A 15,916-nucleotide genomic window follows, 5' to 3' on the forward strand; every position below is an offset into this window, starting at 1 on the left:
CCTGACCGTACTCATGGATCATGCCGTGACCGGGCGGCCGTCCCGGCGGATGACGTGTCGGAGCACCGGGTGCAGGTCCGCCGCGACCATGTCGAGCAGCTCGGCGCCGAAGACGCACAGCGAGGACTCCCACGGATGGCCGAAGCAGCCGAAGCGGAGATCCTCGGCCAGGTAGATGTGATAGTCCCCGTCGGGATACGGCGACAACGGCCATCCCGGCCGCCCTGGTGGATCGAGGTTCTCGGGCCCGACGAGGCTCGGCCACACCCGGTAGCACGGATGCTGCCAGTCCAGACACAGCAGCGACCCCTCCCCCACCAACGACGCGAAGCCGTCCCGCACGACCTGGGTCAGACGGTCCAGTCCCGCCTCGGTGGGATCGTCGTCGAGGTGGGTGAGGCTCCAGGTGACCGACGGCGTCGGCTCGACGATGGCGGGGAAACGATGCATGCTCGGCCGGAAGTCGAACATCGCGTAGAAGGCGTCCCACACGCGCGTCGCCTCACCACGGAGTTCCTGGTACGCCCTCGTCGCCACCGCCGCACCCTACGTGAAGCGCCACTGCCCGCCCGGCGAGAGGCCGGGCGGGCAGTGGCGGGCTCCGGTCAGTTGCCGGTGGAGAGGTCCGTCAGGCCCTTCATCATCTCGGCGAAGTCGGCGGTCTCGGCCGGCGGCGGCGTCGCGATGTTCACCGGCTTGCCGTAGTCGGTGTAGTCGATCGTGATGTCGCCCATCTTGCCCATGAGCATGCCCACCCGGCGCGGCCGGTACTGCTCGTCGACCCAGAGGTCGATCTTGATCTCCTTGACGCCCTGCTTGGCGAACTGCTGCTCGACACCCGAGCGCAGCTTGGCGTCCAGGTGCTTGAGGTGGGCCGCCACCGGAGCCGCGACGGTGTAGTGGACGGTGCGCGCCCCGTTCACCGTCTCCTCGCCGACGACGGTGACGCCCTCGGTGGCGAGGAGCGTCTTGACCTGCTTGGTCGGGTCGACGTCCTCGAACTGCCTGGTGACGTTCATCCCCGCCTGCTCGCCGGCCTTGGTCAGGTCCAGCTTCATCCAGCGCTTCCCGCCCATTCCCGCACGGTCCTCGGCCGGAATCTCGACGAAGAACACAGAACCGATCATCCGAACGGTGCCCTGGGTGCCGTCCGGGAGAGCGGTGGTCATCTCCACCTTGACCGGGTCACCCAGATCGATGACGCCACGCGCCGAGATCTTCTCGGTGTCCGCCGTGCCCTGCATCGTCAGCGTCACCGAGTCGCTCTTCTCGGTGGCGTCGATCGTCTTCTGCAACGAGCCCTTGAGATCGGTGGCGAGCAGCTCCAGCACGCTGGGCTGCTTGCCCGCGTCGGAGCCCGGCACCGAGCCGCAGGCAGCCACCGCGAATGCCGTGACGGCGGAGACCACCGCCACAGTGGTCCTCTTCCAAAGTGACACGAAAGCTTCTTTCCCCCGCAGGATTCTGGGCTCGCCCCAGATCGACCGACGACACGCTATCCCACGCGGTCAACCTCTCATCGACTCCCCACAGGCGACCGACCGGACGCATCCGGCACGAGCTGCCGGCTCGTCGAGCGCCTCCGGCACGGACCGGCCGCCGCGGCGGACGCGAGGAGGCGGGCCGGCGTGCACCACGATCGGGCGACGGCTCCGGCGGGGGTGGCGTGTCACTTCCGCCAGGCCGGAGCCATCCGCTCGGACATCTCCTGCCAGAACGTACGCAGGTCGTGCCGGTCGACCGCCTGCCAGTCCGCCCGCCCGGGCGACCACCACCAGCGTCCGACGAGGTCGACCTGGTGGGCGCAGAATGCCTCGTCCATCTGGTACGGCAACTCGTCCCCCTTCGGCGGCAGCGGGCACAGCCGGAACGGGCAGTCGTCGATGCAGGTGGCACCCGGCTGCACGTCGTGCGCCTGCCGCCGGCTGAGGGTCACCCGCATCGCGGTGCGGTCGATGGTCAGGCACGGCGGCAGCTCGGCCCGGCTGGCCCGGCTCAGCCGGCGCGCCCGCTGGTCGTTGTCACGTCCCCGGTCGGCCAGGTTGAGCAGCAGCATCACGTCGGCCAGCAGGCGCTGGGCCCGCGGTTGCAGGACGGCCCAGCCGTGCCAGGGCGGCAGCCAGGAGGCCTGGACCCGACGGATGCCCGGATGGCCGCTGACCGATCCGATCCGCCCGATGATCTCCCGCTCGTCCAGCCAGCAGTGCCGCTCGGGCCGGCGGTCGATGAGCGTCTCGACGCACAGGTCCGCCACCGCGAGGACGAGCGGGTGGGCCGTCCCGCCGCCGGGCTGCGGGGCGCGCTGCCCGCCCCCGGCGATGGAGGTCCAGAAACCGACAAGCCCACGCGGGTCCGAACCGTGACCCCGCTCGCGCAGCGTCTCGCCGGGATCCCGGGGCAGCGCGAGCAGGGTGAGTGCCTGGATGAGCACCAGGTGGGAGTACCAGAACCGGGAGTGCCGCAGCGCCTTCTCGGCCTCCTCGATCAGCACGCTGCGGTGCGCCGGGTACGTCCGGCAGTTGGCGGCCATCCGGAACCCCTGCGCCAGCGTGATCTCGTAGACCCGGGCACCCTGGCGGAAGTCGGAGGCGAGGCGGTCCACCCAGCGCCGCAGGGTCTCGCGGGCCATGCCCTGCCAGTCCGGTTCGTCCGGGGCGTGCGCGGCGTCGGTGAAGAGGAACAGCGACGGCGCGAGCCAGGTCCGCAGCTCCTCCAGGCGCTCGCGCCCCTGGGTGTCGGCGGCCTGTGGCGGCTCGTCGAGCAGGTCGTGCAGTGCGCGTACGGCGGCGTTGCCGCCGCTGGCGAGCTGGCGGGCCGCGGTCAGCCGGGGCAGGTACGACGACTCGTACGCCATCATCTGGAACAGCTGCCGGTACTGCGGGGTGGGCTGGTGCCGCCGGAGTCCGGTGGACGCGGGCGGCTGGTCGCGCAGCTGGCGGGCGGCCCCGCCGTACCGGTGCACCAGGGCGATCTTGGCGTCCTCGAGGGGCCGGTCGGTGACCGACCCGTCCCCCTGGTAGCTGGGCCAGGCCGCAAGGATCGCGTCGGCCAGCTTCTGGTGCGCCGGGTGACCGACGGCGGCGTCCATCTCGAGTGCGGCCGCGAACATCTCGAGGGCTCGGGTGCGGTTGTGGGTCCCGGCCGCCGCGTCACAGAGTCGTCGCACGAGAGCGGCCGACCGGTCCCGGGTGGCTCTGGCGTCGCGTTCGGCCGGCGACGGTCCCACCGTCTGCCGGACGGCGTCTCGGATCCGGACGGTCACCGGCGGCACCGGCGGTGGCCGTCGCCCGTCGAGCCGTTCGAACGCTCCCGCGCTGCGGGTGTAGAGGGTGAGGGCGGCGAGCAGTTCCCGTCCGGGACCGTGGTTGTCGGTGAAGGCCTGGGTGAGGAAGTTGTCGTCGCGCAGGGCGGCGGTCAGGTAGCGGGACCCCAGGAACGCCTGCACCACCCCGTTCTGGAAACGCACCCCGTCCTGCCGTTTCACCACGATGTGCAGGGCGTCCCCGGTGGTCTCGGCGAGCCCGAGGTCCTGCGGGTTGTCGGCGTTGAGCTTGTGCAGCCGGGCCCGGAGTTCGGCGAGGATCCACCGGCGGCCGGCGTCCTTCGCGCCGTCGCCGTCGGCGAGCTGGGCGGTACGCACCGCCAGCCGGTTGTCCCGCAGCCCGATGCAGGCGAGCGCGGAGAGCACCTCGATCGCGTCGGCCCGTTCGGTCTGCGGCATGCCGTAGTCCTCGTAGAGGTCCCCGGCGACGATGGCGTGCCACCACTCCTGCAGCAGACACCAGCGCAGCGCGGACCTGCTCCGGTCCGTCGGCCCGACCCGGTCCAGGCGGTCGACCTCGTGCAGCTGGCTGATGACCCGCAGGTAGAACGGGGAGTCGGGGACGTCGGCGGCCCGCACCAGCTCGGTGATCCGGTCCATCTGGTGGTGGGCGTCCGCGTGGCGGCTGCGGGCCTGCACGTACTCCAACGCGGCGCCGATGGACAGCGGCTCCAGTTGCAGCATCAGCGCGTCCAGACCGCGCAGCGGGTCGTCGGGGCGGGAGGCGACCACCAGGGGCAGCCGCTCGCGGACCGCACCCCGGATCGCCTCCCGCAGCACGCTGTCCCGGTCGACGGGCTGGGCGGAGTCGGCCAGGACCTCCTCCAGACCGTCGGCCAGCACCACGATCCGGTTCTCCAGCCAGAGCCGCCGCCACACCTTGTCGGCCTCACCGGCGGAGTGCAGTTGGCTGTCGATGGTCTTCTGGAACTGTTCCAGGGCGAGCTGATGGAAGTTCAGCTTCGCCGGGTCGGTGACGGTGCGCAGGTCGATCCCGACCGGTACGACGTCGGCGGCCATCAGCATCTCCGCGAGGCGGACCAGGGTCGCGGTCTTGCCGGTGCCGATGCCACCGACCAGCAGCAGCGGTCGCCGGGTGGGCTCGCTGCGCAGGCGCTGGATCATCAGTTCGCACAGTTCGTTGCGGCCGACGACGGAGCTGGCGCCGGCGTCACGTTCGGCGGTGGGCAGCACCATCCGCAGATTGCGTACGGCGTTGCGGTCGTACCAGCGGCGAACGGGGACGTACCGCCAGAACAGGAAGACCGCCAGACCCAGCGCCACGATGAGCGGGCCCTTGACGAAGCCCTCCACCTGCCCGCAGTAGTACGACCTCGGCTGGTCCGCCGCGCACCACGTCGACATCGGGAGGAACCCGGGCTCGGTGTCGAGGACCATCAGGACCACGGAGAAGACGGTCCACGCCACGAGCACCCCGGCGGTGGCGACGATGCCCCACCGCAGTCCGCGGTGATGCCGCCAGCTCATCCGGCGCTCGGACTGCGCGTCCACCCGGCGGCGGCGGTTGCGCTCGGCCCGGCGCTCCCGTCGGGTACGCCACCGACGCCGGCGCTGCCGTAACCACAGTTGGGCGGCCCAGACCGGACCACGTCTCGGCCCGCGCATGACCACCCCCGTGACCCACACGATCGGCTACCGGCGGCACTGCCCGTGCCAGGTCCACGCTAGTACCGATTCGCGCAGCCCAGCGCTGGGTTCCGGCAATCCCGTGGCGGGCCGGCGCACGGGCTCCCGGCACCGGAGGGCAGCGCCTGCTGCCGGCAGGCCGGTCCGGGCGTGGCCCGGTCAGCGACGCCGGGCGTTGAGCCGGGCGGCCTGGCGCGTCAGGTGGTCACGCTCGGCGAGGTTGGGGGCCTTCCGGGCCGCCTCGGCGTACAACCGGGCCGCCGTGTCCAGGTCGCCGTCGCGTTCGTGCAGGTGGGCCGCCACCGCCGCGTGGCGGGGCAGCGAGTCGTCGAGCGCCGCGAGCGCCGCCAGCCCGGCGCGCGGCCCGTCCGCCTCGCCGACGGCCACCGCGCGGTTGAGCCGGACGACCGGGCTGTCGGTCAGGCGCGCCAGTTCGTCGTACCACTCGACGATCTGCACCCAGTCGGTCTCCTCGGCGGTGAGCGCGTCGGCGTGCAGTGCCGCGATCGCGGCCTGCGCCTGGAACTCGCCCAGCCGGTCACGGGCGAGGGCAGCCTGCAGGATCCCGATGCCCTCGGCGATCGACGTGGTGTCCCATCGGCTGCGGTCCTGCGCGGCCAGCGGCACCAGGCTGCCGTCGGGCGCGGTCCGGCTGGCGCGCCGGGCGTGGTGCAGCAGCATCAGGGCGAGCAGCCCGGCCACCTCGGGGTGGTCGATGGCGGCCGCCAGCTGCCGGGTGAGTCGGATGGCCTCGGCGGCGAGGTCGACGTCGCCGGAGTAGCCCTCGTTGAAGACCAGGTAGAGCACGCGCAGCACGGTGGCGACGTCGCCGGGCTGGTCGAAGCGCACGGTGGAGACGATGCGCTTGGCCCGGCTGATGCGCTGCGCCATGGTCGCCTCGGGCACCAGGTAGGCGTGGGCGATCTGGCGGGTGGTCAGCCCGCCGACGGCGCGCAGCGTGAGCGCGACCGCCGACGACGGCGTCAGCGACGGGTGGGCGCACAGGAAGTAGAGCTGGAGCGTGTCGTCGACGGCGGGGGTGGGGCCGGGCTCCGGCTCCTCGTCGACGCGCGCTTCCCGGCGGCGGCGGGCGGCGTCCGCCCGGGTGGCGTCCAGGAACTTGCGCCAGGCCGCGGTGACCAGCCACCCCTTCGCGTCCCGGGGCGGGTCGGCGGGCCAGACGCGCAGCGCCTCGACCAGCGCGTCCTGCACGGCGTCCTCGGCCGCCGCGAAGTCGGCTCCGCGGCGGACGAGGACGGCGAGCACGGTCGGCGTGAGGCTCCGGAGCAGGGCCTCGTCCATCAGGTCACTCCGTGATGGTGGGCGGCTCGGTCAGGAAGGGGCGCACCTCGAGCCACTCGTGCAGCGGCTTCCCGCCCGCGCCCGGGGCTGCCGACAGCTCCCCGGCCAGTTCGAGCGCGCGGTCGTAGCTGTCGACGTCGATCACCATCCAGCCGGCGATGAGGTCCTTGGTCTCGGCGAACGGGCCGTCGGTGACCGGCGGGCGCCCCTCGCCGTCGTACCGGACGAACGTCCCCTCGGGGGCGAGCGCCTGGCCGTCGACGAACTCGCCGGTCTTCTCGAGCCGGTCCGCGAAGTCCTGCATGTACTGCAGGTGCGCCGAGATCTCCTCCGGCGTCCACTGGTCCATGGGCACGTCGTGGATCGGAGTCGGACCGCCGCGGTAGTGCTTGAGCAGTAGGTACTTGGCCACCTGGTTCTCCTCGTCGCTGGTGCGACCCATTCTGGTCACGTTCACCCCGGGGACGGAGCCGCGCACCGCTTCTCGACATCGCCGGGGAACTTTTTCCGACCAGGTTCTGCACGGGTCACGTCGGTCACCGATCTCCGGACGCGAGGGTCTGCGCGGCCTCGGCGAAGGCGCGGACGCGGGCGGTGGCCCCGTCGGCGCGCCAGAGCAGGCCCCACTGCAGGGGTGGCGCGTCGTGAAGACGCACGTACGCGACATCGGGACGGGCGTAGTAGCGCCGGGCGTTGGCGCCGACGGGGAAGGCGCCGAGTCCGGCGCCGATGAGGGTCAGGATCTCATGGAACGTCGCGGCGGACCGGCCGGCCGGGATGGGCAACCCGGCCGGGGTGGTGTGCGGGGTCCGGTCGGCGCGCAGGGACTGCGGCAGCGTGTCGGGCAGTTGCAGCATGGTGACCCTGGCGAGGTCCTCGACCGAGACCGCGCGGCGACGGGCGAACGGGTGCCCGACCGGCACGGCCAGGAACCGGGCCTCGGACACCAGCACCGGGCCGGTCACGATGCCGGGCTCGTGCACGGGGAAGGTGGCCAGGGCGAGGTCGACGTCGCCACCGCGCAGCCAGGGCATCAGCTCGCCCAGCTGCGCTTCGCGGATGTGCACCTCGCATTCGGGGTGCCGCCGGCGGAACGCCTCGGTGGCCCGGACCAGCAACTGGCCGCCGGCCGCGCCGGTGAAGCAGACCCGCAGGGTCCCGGTGAATCCGCGACCGGCGTCGATCGCGCGGTCGACCGCGGCGACGATCCGGTCCCAGGCCGGCCGGAGCTCGTCGTAGAGCGCGCGCCCGGCCGGAGACAGCTCGACCCGGCGACTGGTGCGGTGGAACAGTGCGACACCGACGCGCCGCTCCAGCTTACGGATCGTCTGGCTGACCCGCGCGGTCGAGACCCGCAGTCGCTCGGCGGCGTGACCGAAGTGCAGTTCCTCGGCGACGGCGAGAAACGACTCCAGTTCGTGCCGCTCCAGCACGCCCATCCCCCTGCATCGTTAATTGTGGCTTCACGATCGTGGCACAACTCGACATTGTTCACCGTCCGGGCCTGCCGCAGGGTGGAGGCACCGACCATCGACCGGGCAGGAGCAACGGCTACCCGTCACCGGTGACCACGCTCCGCGCGGACATCGGCGTCACCGCGCCCGGCCTCACCCACCACGGCGCACGTCGCCACCCGAGCCCTCCGAGACAAGGACGACCATGAACACCTTGCACCACCTGCGCTCCGCCGTACGCGGCCAGGTCTGGCTGCCCGGCGAGCCTGGCTTCGACGCCGCCCGCCGCCCCTGGAACCTCGCCGTCGAGCAGCAGGTGGACGCCGTGGTCGAGGCCGTCGACGGGGCCGACGTCGCCGCACTCGTCCGGCACGCCCGCGTCACGGGGCTGGGTATCGCCACCCAACCCAACGGGCACGGCGCCACGGGCCGTACCAGCGGCACGATCCTGCTGCGCACCCGACGCCTGAACACCCTCCAGGTGGACCCGGCGGCCCGCCGTGCCCACGTCGGCGCCGGCGTGTCGTCCGGCCAGGTCCAGGCCGCCGTCGCACCACACGGCCTGACCGGGATGCCCGGAAGCTCACCGGTGGTCAGCGTCACCGGCGTCGCGCTCGGCGGCGGACTCAGCTGGTTCAGCCGTGCGCACGGCTGGGTCGCCGACAACGTCACCGCGTTCGACGTCGTCGACGCCGACGGCCACGAGCGCCGAGTCACCGCCGCCACCGCGCCCGATCTGTTCTGGGCGCTGCGCGGTGGCGGTGGCAGCTTCGCCATCGTCACCGCCCTGGAACTCGCCCTGCACCCCGCACCCGACCTGTACGGCGGCCGGATGCTCTGGTCGGCCGAGCAGGCGCCGGCCGTCCTCGACGCCTACCGCAGCGTCGTCGCTGCCGCGCCGGACACGCTGACCGTCTGGCTGGACCTGCTGCACTTCCCGGGTTCCGCACCGATGGTCGCCATCGACGTCACCCATCTCGGAGACCCCGCGGAAGCCCGCGACCTGCTCCGCCCACTGGATCGCCTGGCGTCGCCACTGTCCGACAGCCGGCAACCCATGTCGGTGGCCGAACTCGGGTCCATCACCGCGGAGCCCACCGACCCGAGCGCCGGCCTGTCCCGCGCCGAACTGGTGACCACGCTGGACGATCCCACGGCGAAGACGCTGCTGACCGAGCCCATCGAGCCGCTGCTCAGCGTCCAGCTGCGGCACCTCCGTGGTGCGCTGGCTCGCCCGTCGGACAGCCCGCACGGTCCGCTGACCGAGCCCTTCGCCCTGTACATGTTCGGGATTCCCACCGACCCGGCCCGCGCCGAAGCGGTCACCGCGAGGCAACGCGGCCTTGCCGAGGCGCTGCCCACCAGCGGCCGCAAGCCCTTCACCTTCCTCAACCCGAGCGAGAGCGTCACCGATGCCTTCGCCCCCGAGGTGGTGCAGCGCCTGCGCGACATCAAGCGCCGCCACGACCCGCACCACGTGTTCCGTGCCAACGTCCCGGTGCACGGCTGACGTGGATGTTCCCTCGCTGCTGCTGGGCCCTGGCTGCAGCCACCGCACTGGTCACCGCCCTGAGTTCCGGCTGCGCCGCTCCGGCGGCCGGCACGGACGGCAACCTGGTCGATGACCGGCGACCGCCGCCGGTCACGCAGTTCGTCCCCCGGGCAGGACACTGCCACGCCGTCTCCGATCCCACCACTGCGGAGAGCTACGGCCCGGTGGACTGCGGGCAGCCCCATCTGTGGGAAACCCGTCCACGTCGGGACGTTCACCGGCGACCTCGCCCAACAGCCGACCCCGCCCCGGATCTGGTCGACCGCCATGCGTCCCGCGTTCGCCGAATGCGATGCCAGGGCACGGCAGTTCGTCGGTCAGGACTGGCGCGACGGCGGCCACAGCAGTGCCAACGGCACGAACGACGCGATCATGAAGCAGACCGGGAGGTCCGCACCGGCACGGTGTACCGGCTGCCGTCGGAGCAGGGCTGGGCGCGCGGAGCCGCGGGGTGCGCTGCTACTTCTGGACGGGCGGCCCCGCACTCACCCGATCGGTACGTGGAGGCGGGGGCGTGTTCGCGAGCAGCCCCTTGGTGCTCCGGGGGTGGGCCTGCCGGTGGACCACGGGCCGGCCGAGGCCACCGGGGTGAGATGACGAGGGATCTCGGCGCGGTGCGCTCGCGGGCACAATGATCGCCGTGCTCACCGCCACCCGTACCCTGCTGACGTCGCTCGATCCGCTGCCGTACCGCAGGCGGATGAACCGCCTCACCGAATGGGCACGTACCGCCCCCGACCGGGCCCGGGTCTGCGCCGACCTGCGCCAACAGGGCGCCTACCAGCGGCATCTCGCCCTGGTCGCCGCGTTGGTGGTCCGGGACGCCGACGGTGTCGCCGCCGCCTTGCGTGACCCGCAGCCGTCGGTCAGAGGTGCGGCGCTCACCGCGGCGCTACGGGCCGGCATCCCGATCGGCGACGTCACCGACCGGCCGGCGACGGAGCGGCGGCGTGTCTATCGTGCCCTGCGCCGTCGCCCGGCCCCGGCTGTCGCCGACCCGCTGATCACCCAGGTCCGTGCCGCGTTCGGCGACGAGGAGGCCGCCACGCTGCTGCCCGCCTGCGGCGCCGACACGGTACGGGCGCTGCTGCCCGACCTGGAGCACGCGCTCGACCTCGAACGGCTCGTCCGGCGGCACCCCGGGCCGTTGCTGGACCGGATCCGTGAGCGGCTGGCCACTGCCCCGCCCGAACTGCGCACGAGGATCTGGAGCGATGCCGCCGACGCGGTGCTGCGAAGTGACCCGGCGCAGGCGCTCGACCTGCTCGAACGGTACGCGCCCGAGGGGTCGCTGCCCGGCCGGCTCAGCGCGTACGGGGTGCTCGCCGCACACGACGCGAGCCGCGTCGTCCGCCTGCTCACCGCCCCCGCCCGCGCGGCCTGGATACAGCGGACCAGGCTGCCGCCGGCCCTGCTGCGCCGCGTCGCGGCGTTGCCCACCGACGAGCTGGCGCCGCTCGCCGGCCGTCTCCGCGACGACAGCCGGGCGTTGGCGGCGCTGCTCGCCGTCGTCGCGCCGGCCCGGCGGGGCGAACTGTACGACCGGGCCGTGGCCGAGGTCGACACGGCAGCGCTGACTCCGGGTGCCGAGGTCATGGAGGTGCTGCCGGCGGCGGTCCGCATCCGGGAGGCGAGGCGGGTGCTGGGCCTGGCGCGGATCCGGGAGCGGGAGGCCGAGGTGCGCGGCTGGAGCGCGTACCTGGCCTGGCCGGACGCGTCCGCGGCGCTGGACGTCGCGTTGCGCTCGGGTGACGCCGGCGAGCGGGCACACGGCTACGTGCTGCTGGTGCAGGCAGCCCGCCGCTCCCGCGACCCGCAGGCGGTGGCCGAGGTGATCGGCCGGCTCGGCCGGCTGCGCAACGAGCAGGACCCGGTACGCGCTGCCGCGCTCGGTGCCCTGGCGACGGTGGCGCCGCTGCTCACCGCGGACACGGCGGCCGGGCTCACCCGGCTGACCACCGACGCGGTCGACGCCCGCGACGCCTCCGCCGCCACCACGGCAGCGCTGAGCGCGCTCGCCGCCGACGTCCTGCAACACCACGTCGCCGTGCCGCCCCTGCGCGAGTGGGCGCTGCTCACCATCGACCTGGTCAGCACCGGCGCGAACGTGCCGGTGCTGCGCCGCTTCGACACGGTGCTGCGACGCGGGCAGGAGACGTTGGTCTTCGAGCGGCTACGCGGCTGGGTCGAGGCGGGCATCGCCCGTGGCCGCTACGGCCCGCTGTTCGCGCTCACCCACGCCCTCGGCAAGCGGGCCCGGCGGCTGCCACCGCTGCAGGACCTGCTACGCCGGGCGATCGGCCCGCGCACGCTGCCCTCCGTGGCCCGCACGGCGATCAGGCTGTGGCTCGACGACCCGCGTACCCGCCCGGACCGGGTCGCCGAGGTGCTCAGGACGGACCCGACGGCGGTGACGATCCACGACGTGTGGGCGACGATCTGCACGTCCCGCACCGACCTGCTCGACCGGGTGCTGGAGCGCCGACTGCGCGGCCGGTTCGTGGAACGGGGTACACGATGGGCGCCCTCCTGGGCGTACCACTCCGCGCGGTGGCTGCCCCGTCAGCAGGCCCTCTTCGTCGACCTGCAGGAGCGGATCGTCGCCGACACCGGGCAGGGGGTGTGGCGGCGTGCGGCGGCGATCAGGGCCGCCGCACGCGCGGGCAGCACGGGCCGCGAACTGGTGCTGCGCCATCTCGACGCCCCCGAGGTGGCGATCGCCGAGGCGGCGCTGGGCGCACTGGTCTGGACCGACCGGCCCGACGAGGCGCTGCCGGTACTGCTCCGCCACGCCGACGGCGACCGGGCGCGGGTCGCCCTGTACGCGGCCGGCCGGGCTGCCCGGCACGTCCCACCGTCCCGGCTGGCCGTCACGCTCGCCGAGGTGGTGACCGGTCCGGCGAAGGTCACGAGTCGGAAGGAAGCGGCCCGGCTGCTGGCCCGGCACGGGCCGCCGCAGGCGATGACCACGCTGCTCGCCACGTACACGGCAGCGGACACGCACCGCGACGTGCGCGCGGCGATCGTCTCCGCCGCCCGGCAGCGGCTGCAGACCGAGGCGAGCTGGACCATCCTGCGTGCCGCGGTCGACGGCAGCCGGGAGGAGCGACGCGCCGTCCTGGACGAGTACCCGTACGTGATCGCGGAACGGCACCGCCCACGCTACGCCGCACTCGTCGTCGAGGCCTGCCACGCCGCGGACCGGGAGGTCCGGCGGGCCGCGTTCGACCAGCTCGGGCAGTGGTCGCCGTGGCTCCCCGGGATCGCCGGACTGGTCGTGGACCGGCTCACCGACCTCGGTGAGACGCTGGTGCACCTCCAGGTCGCCAACCTGCTGCGGGCCGGCGGCGACGCGGTTCTCGACGCCGCGCTGACCCGGCTGGTGGCCCGCGACGCGGACGACGACCATCCGGGCGACCCGACCGCCGACCGCCCGGCCCGACGCCGCATCGAACTCCTGGCACACGGCGCGGTCGTCCGGTCCCGAACTCTGCCGGCCAGTGCCGACCGGAGCGCCCTGGTCGAGTCGGCGCGCCGGCTGGCCGGTCGGCCCGGCTTCGCCGGCACGGCCACGGGGCTGCTGGTCGACCTCGGCCGGCTGGACAACCTGGACGAGATCGCCGGACTGTGTGCCGGCCGGCCCGTCCTCGCGGTCCGTGCCGCCGAACGCGTCGGCGCCCGCCTGCGCGACCTCGGCGAGTGGCCCGGTCCGGTGGTCCTCGCCGACACCGTCGCACGGCTGGCGGGGCGCGGCGACCTCGCGGGTGGGCTGTTCGCGGTGGCGCTGGTCCGGCAGGGGGCCGGTCTCGGTTGGCGGTCCCCGTGGCGGGATCTGCTGATCGGGCTGCGCCGACACCCGGACGCCGACGTACGCGAGGAGGCGTACCACATCGACATGAGCTGACCGCCGCGAGCAGGGCGAACACGGCGCACGGAAGTGAGGCGGCACTGGCGGGCTGCCGGTCGCGACTGGGGCGTGCTGCCTGCGCGTAGGGTCACCCGGTGACCGTTTACGACATCGCCGCCAGACTGCCCGCCATCGACCGGCTGCGGGCACGGTGCCGGGCGTTGGCCGTCCTGGAGCGCATCATCGACGGCGGGGAGCCGTACTACGACTTCACCTCGGCATGGGGTGACGGCGAAGCCGCGTTGATGAGCAACGGCAGCGGTGACGAATGGGCCGTCGTGTTCACCGCCGAAGGCGCGTTCATCCGGGTCTTCGCGCACGAGTCGGCGATGTCGCCCTACGCCCACCCGGACCAGGAGTTGTGGCCGGGCCTGCTCGACGGCTTGCCCGAGGTGTGGCGTCCGCAGGTGGAGGAACCCGCGTTCTGCGACGAGACCGGCCGGTTCCTCGCCACCGCCGTGCTGTGGCGGCTGGCCGACGACGACCGCTGGAACGCCGGGAAAGGCATCGCCTTCCCACCGGGCCCAGGGCCGTACGACGACCGTGGGCCGGACGGGTCCGGCATGCTCGACATCCTGCTCGACGACATCGTCGACCGGTTCGTCGAGTTCGCCGGCGACTACTACGAGATCGAGGTGGACCGGGCGGCAGTCGCGCACGTGGTGGCCCACCGGCCGCTCACCGACACCGTGGTCCGGGCACTGAACCCGCACCTCACCGGCGCCGAGTTGCGCGAGGACGTCGCCGCTGTCGGCTACCCGACGGCCGCGACGTGACCGCAGGCCCGGTGAGCCGTCCTGGACGCCTGGCGGGGCCGCGCGCTCCGGCCCGTCACCCGAATGGCCTGTGTCCGTGACGGTAGGTTGCATCCTGGGGACATGATGGACGCGGCGGGAGACCGAGGGCGAGGTGGCGGATTGTCAGGCTGGATCCGCGCCGACAGCGGCCTGTACGTCCCGGCGCGGTCCACCGACTCCGCCTCATCCGGCGGCGGGACGAACGAGGCGGGACCCCGCCCTGCCCAGTGTGGTGGCGGGACGAGCGAGGCGGGACGGTCCACCACGGCCGCCAGTTGGATCCAGGCGGTCGCGGCGCTCGCGGCCACCGTCGTCTCCTCGATGGCACTGGTCATCGCGGTCAGCGCGCTCCGTGACCAGCAGCAGGTCGACAGTCGGGCCATGGACCGCTTCGATCGGCGCTACGCCGAACGGGTGTCGTGGTGGGCCACGCGACGCGACCGGGGCACCGTGAACATCCAGAACCGCTCCCCCGTTCCGGTCCTGGACGTGACCCTCCTGATGGTCGAGGTCACCGACGTCGACGAACGGAAGTTCAGCGGAACGCACCAACGCCGCATCGGCGTACAGATCTCGGACCTGCCGCCGTGCACGCTGACGGTGGCGGACCTGAGCGAACCGGTCATGTCCGACCGGATCGACCGGGCGCTGCGCGACGCCGACGTGATCCCCCGCCCGCACACCGATGGAGGCCGCCTGCCCGAGGACGGGGCGGTGCTGACCTACGCGGTGCGCTTCCATGACGGCACCGCGCTGTGGGAGAGGGAACGTTCCGACCTGCGGCAGCTGCACGGCTCGCTCGCGGAGAAGGACCTCACCATCATCGCCACCACCCAGTCCACGCAGCCCGTCACCGACTGCGGCACCGACGGTTAGCTGCCGTACCGGACCGTCACGAGGTGCGCGCCGCCGCACCCGTGGTGCGGAACGTCTGCCGGTACACCGTCGGTGCGACCCCGATCGCCGCGGTCAGGTGCTGGCGCATCGAGGCGGCGGTGCCGAACCCGGCCTCGGCGGCGACCCGGTCGACCGGCAAATCGGTGGTCTCCAGCAGACGTCGGGCGAGTTCGACCCGCTGCCGGGCGAGCCACTGCACCGGTGTCAGGCCGACCTCGGCGCGGAAGCGGCGCGAGAAGGTACGGACGCTCATGTGGGACTGCCGGGCCAGCTCGGCGAGGGTGATCGGCCGGTGCAACTGCCCGAGTGCCCACTGCCGGGTGTCGGACGTGGTCGCGGTCGCCGGCTCGGGCACCGGGCGGTCGATGAACTGCGCCTGGCCACCCTCGCGCCACGGGGGCACGACGCAGAGCCGGGCCACCCGGTTGGCGACGGCGCTGCCGTGGTCGCGGCGTACGAGGTGCAGACACAGGTCCACGCCGGAGGCCACGCCAGCTGCGGTGAGCACCTGCCCGTCGTCGATGAACAGCACGTCGGCATCGACCTTCACCTCGGGAAACGTGCGCTGGAAGTGCTCGGCGTTGTTCCAGTGGGTGGTGGCGGGGCGGCCGTCCAGCAGCCCGGCGGCGGCCAGCACGTACGAGGCGGTGCAGATGGAGACGATCCTCGCCTGCGGCCGCAGTCGGCGCAGGGCCGCTGCGGCAGAGTCGGGCAGCCAGTCCCGGTCGCCGACCGGGTCGCACACGAAGGGCGGCAGCACCAGGGTGTCGGCCGTGTCGATCACCTCGGGGCCGTGTGGGACCGTCACGGTGAAGTCCGCGCTGGTGGCGACGGGGCGGCCGTCGGTGCTGCACGTGACGACCTCGTACAGCGGCTCGCCGTCGGGGCCGACAGCCGTGCCGAAGATGCGGACCGGAATGCTCAGCTCGAACGGGTACACGCCGTCGAGCGCCAGGACGACCACGCGATGCATGGCCAGATCCTTGCACGTTGTGGCAATCTGGCCACTCGAACCGGTGGCCGCCGCTCCGGCAGGGT

At 73.2% G+C, this 15,916-nt stretch carries 11 protein-coding genes; 4 read left to right on the forward strand and 7 right to left on the reverse strand.

What is annotated here, in order from left to right:
• Positions 1-18 precede the first annotated feature (18 nt).
• The 6 genes from GA0070614_RS03260 to GA0070614_RS03285 form a co-directional block, all read right to left on the reverse strand.
• Complete coding sequence (locus tag GA0070614_RS03260) at positions 19-537, reverse strand: DUF2716 domain-containing protein (protein ID WP_088974574.1); 519 nt, start codon at positions 535-537, stop codon at positions 19-21.
• 68 nt (positions 538-605) lie between these two features.
• Positions 606-1,439, reverse strand: coding sequence for a LolA-like protein (locus tag GA0070614_RS03265; RefSeq protein WP_088974575.1), 834 nt, complete (start codon positions 1,437-1,439; stop codon positions 606-608).
• 230 nt (positions 1,440-1,669) lie between these two features.
• Positions 1,670-4,948, reverse strand: coding sequence for an NACHT domain-containing protein (locus GA0070614_RS03270; RefSeq protein ID WP_157744919.1), 3,279 nt, complete (start codon positions 4,946-4,948; stop codon positions 1,670-1,672).
• A gap of 180 nt (positions 4,949-5,128) precedes the next feature.
• On the reverse strand, positions 5,129-6,271 hold the full coding sequence (locus GA0070614_RS03275; RefSeq protein WP_088974577.1) for an RNA polymerase sigma factor: 1,143 nt from the start codon (positions 6,269-6,271) through the stop codon (positions 5,129-5,131).
• A gap of 4 nt (positions 6,272-6,275) precedes the next feature.
• Positions 6,276-6,683, reverse strand: a complete 408-nt coding sequence (locus tag GA0070614_RS03280; RefSeq protein ID WP_088979176.1) for a YciI family protein — start codon at positions 6,681-6,683, stop codon at positions 6,276-6,278.
• A 124-nt stretch (positions 6,684-6,807) separates the two neighbouring features.
• Positions 6,808-7,710, reverse strand: coding sequence for a LysR family transcriptional regulator (locus GA0070614_RS03285; RefSeq protein ID WP_231933505.1), 903 nt, complete (start codon positions 7,708-7,710; stop codon positions 6,808-6,810).
• A gap of 220 nt (positions 7,711-7,930) precedes the next feature.
• Here GA0070614_RS03285 and GA0070614_RS03290 point away from each other — a divergent pair, with 220 nt between their 5' ends.
• The 4 genes from GA0070614_RS03290 (at position 7,931) to GA0070614_RS03305 (ending at position 14,857) form a co-directional block, all read left to right on the forward strand.
• A complete protein-coding gene (locus GA0070614_RS03290) occupies positions 7,931-9,235 on the forward strand; it encodes an FAD-binding oxidoreductase (protein ID WP_088974578.1) in 1,305 nt (434 codons plus the stop codon).
• Between the two features lie 673 nt (positions 9,236-9,908).
• The gene (locus GA0070614_RS03295; protein ID WP_088974579.1) at positions 9,909-13,181 is read left to right on the forward strand and encodes a hypothetical protein; all 3,273 of its coding nucleotides are present in this window, start codon (positions 9,909-9,911) and stop codon (positions 13,179-13,181) included.
• Between the two features lie 98 nt (positions 13,182-13,279).
• Positions 13,280-13,960, forward strand: a complete 681-nt coding sequence (locus tag GA0070614_RS03300; RefSeq protein ID WP_088974580.1) for a hypothetical protein — start codon at positions 13,280-13,282, stop codon at positions 13,958-13,960.
• A gap of 141 nt (positions 13,961-14,101) precedes the next feature.
• Positions 14,102-14,857 carry a hypothetical protein gene (locus GA0070614_RS03305; protein WP_088974581.1) on the forward strand — a complete coding sequence of 252 codons (756 nt, stop codon included), beginning with the start codon at positions 14,102-14,104 and terminating at the stop codon, positions 14,855-14,857.
• Positions 14,858-14,873: 16 nt separating this feature from the next.
• On the opposite strand, the gene GA0070614_RS03310 is transcribed toward GA0070614_RS03305, so the two are convergent.
• Positions 14,874-15,851, reverse strand: a complete 978-nt coding sequence (locus GA0070614_RS03310) for a GlxA family transcriptional regulator (RefSeq protein ID WP_088974582.1) — start codon at positions 15,849-15,851, stop codon at positions 14,874-14,876.
• Between the last annotated feature and the right edge of the window lie 65 nt (positions 15,852-15,916).

The organism is Micromonospora coxensis, assembly GCF_900090295.1.
Lineage (GTDB): Bacteria > Actinomycetota > Actinomycetes > Mycobacteriales > Micromonosporaceae > Micromonospora > Micromonospora coxensis.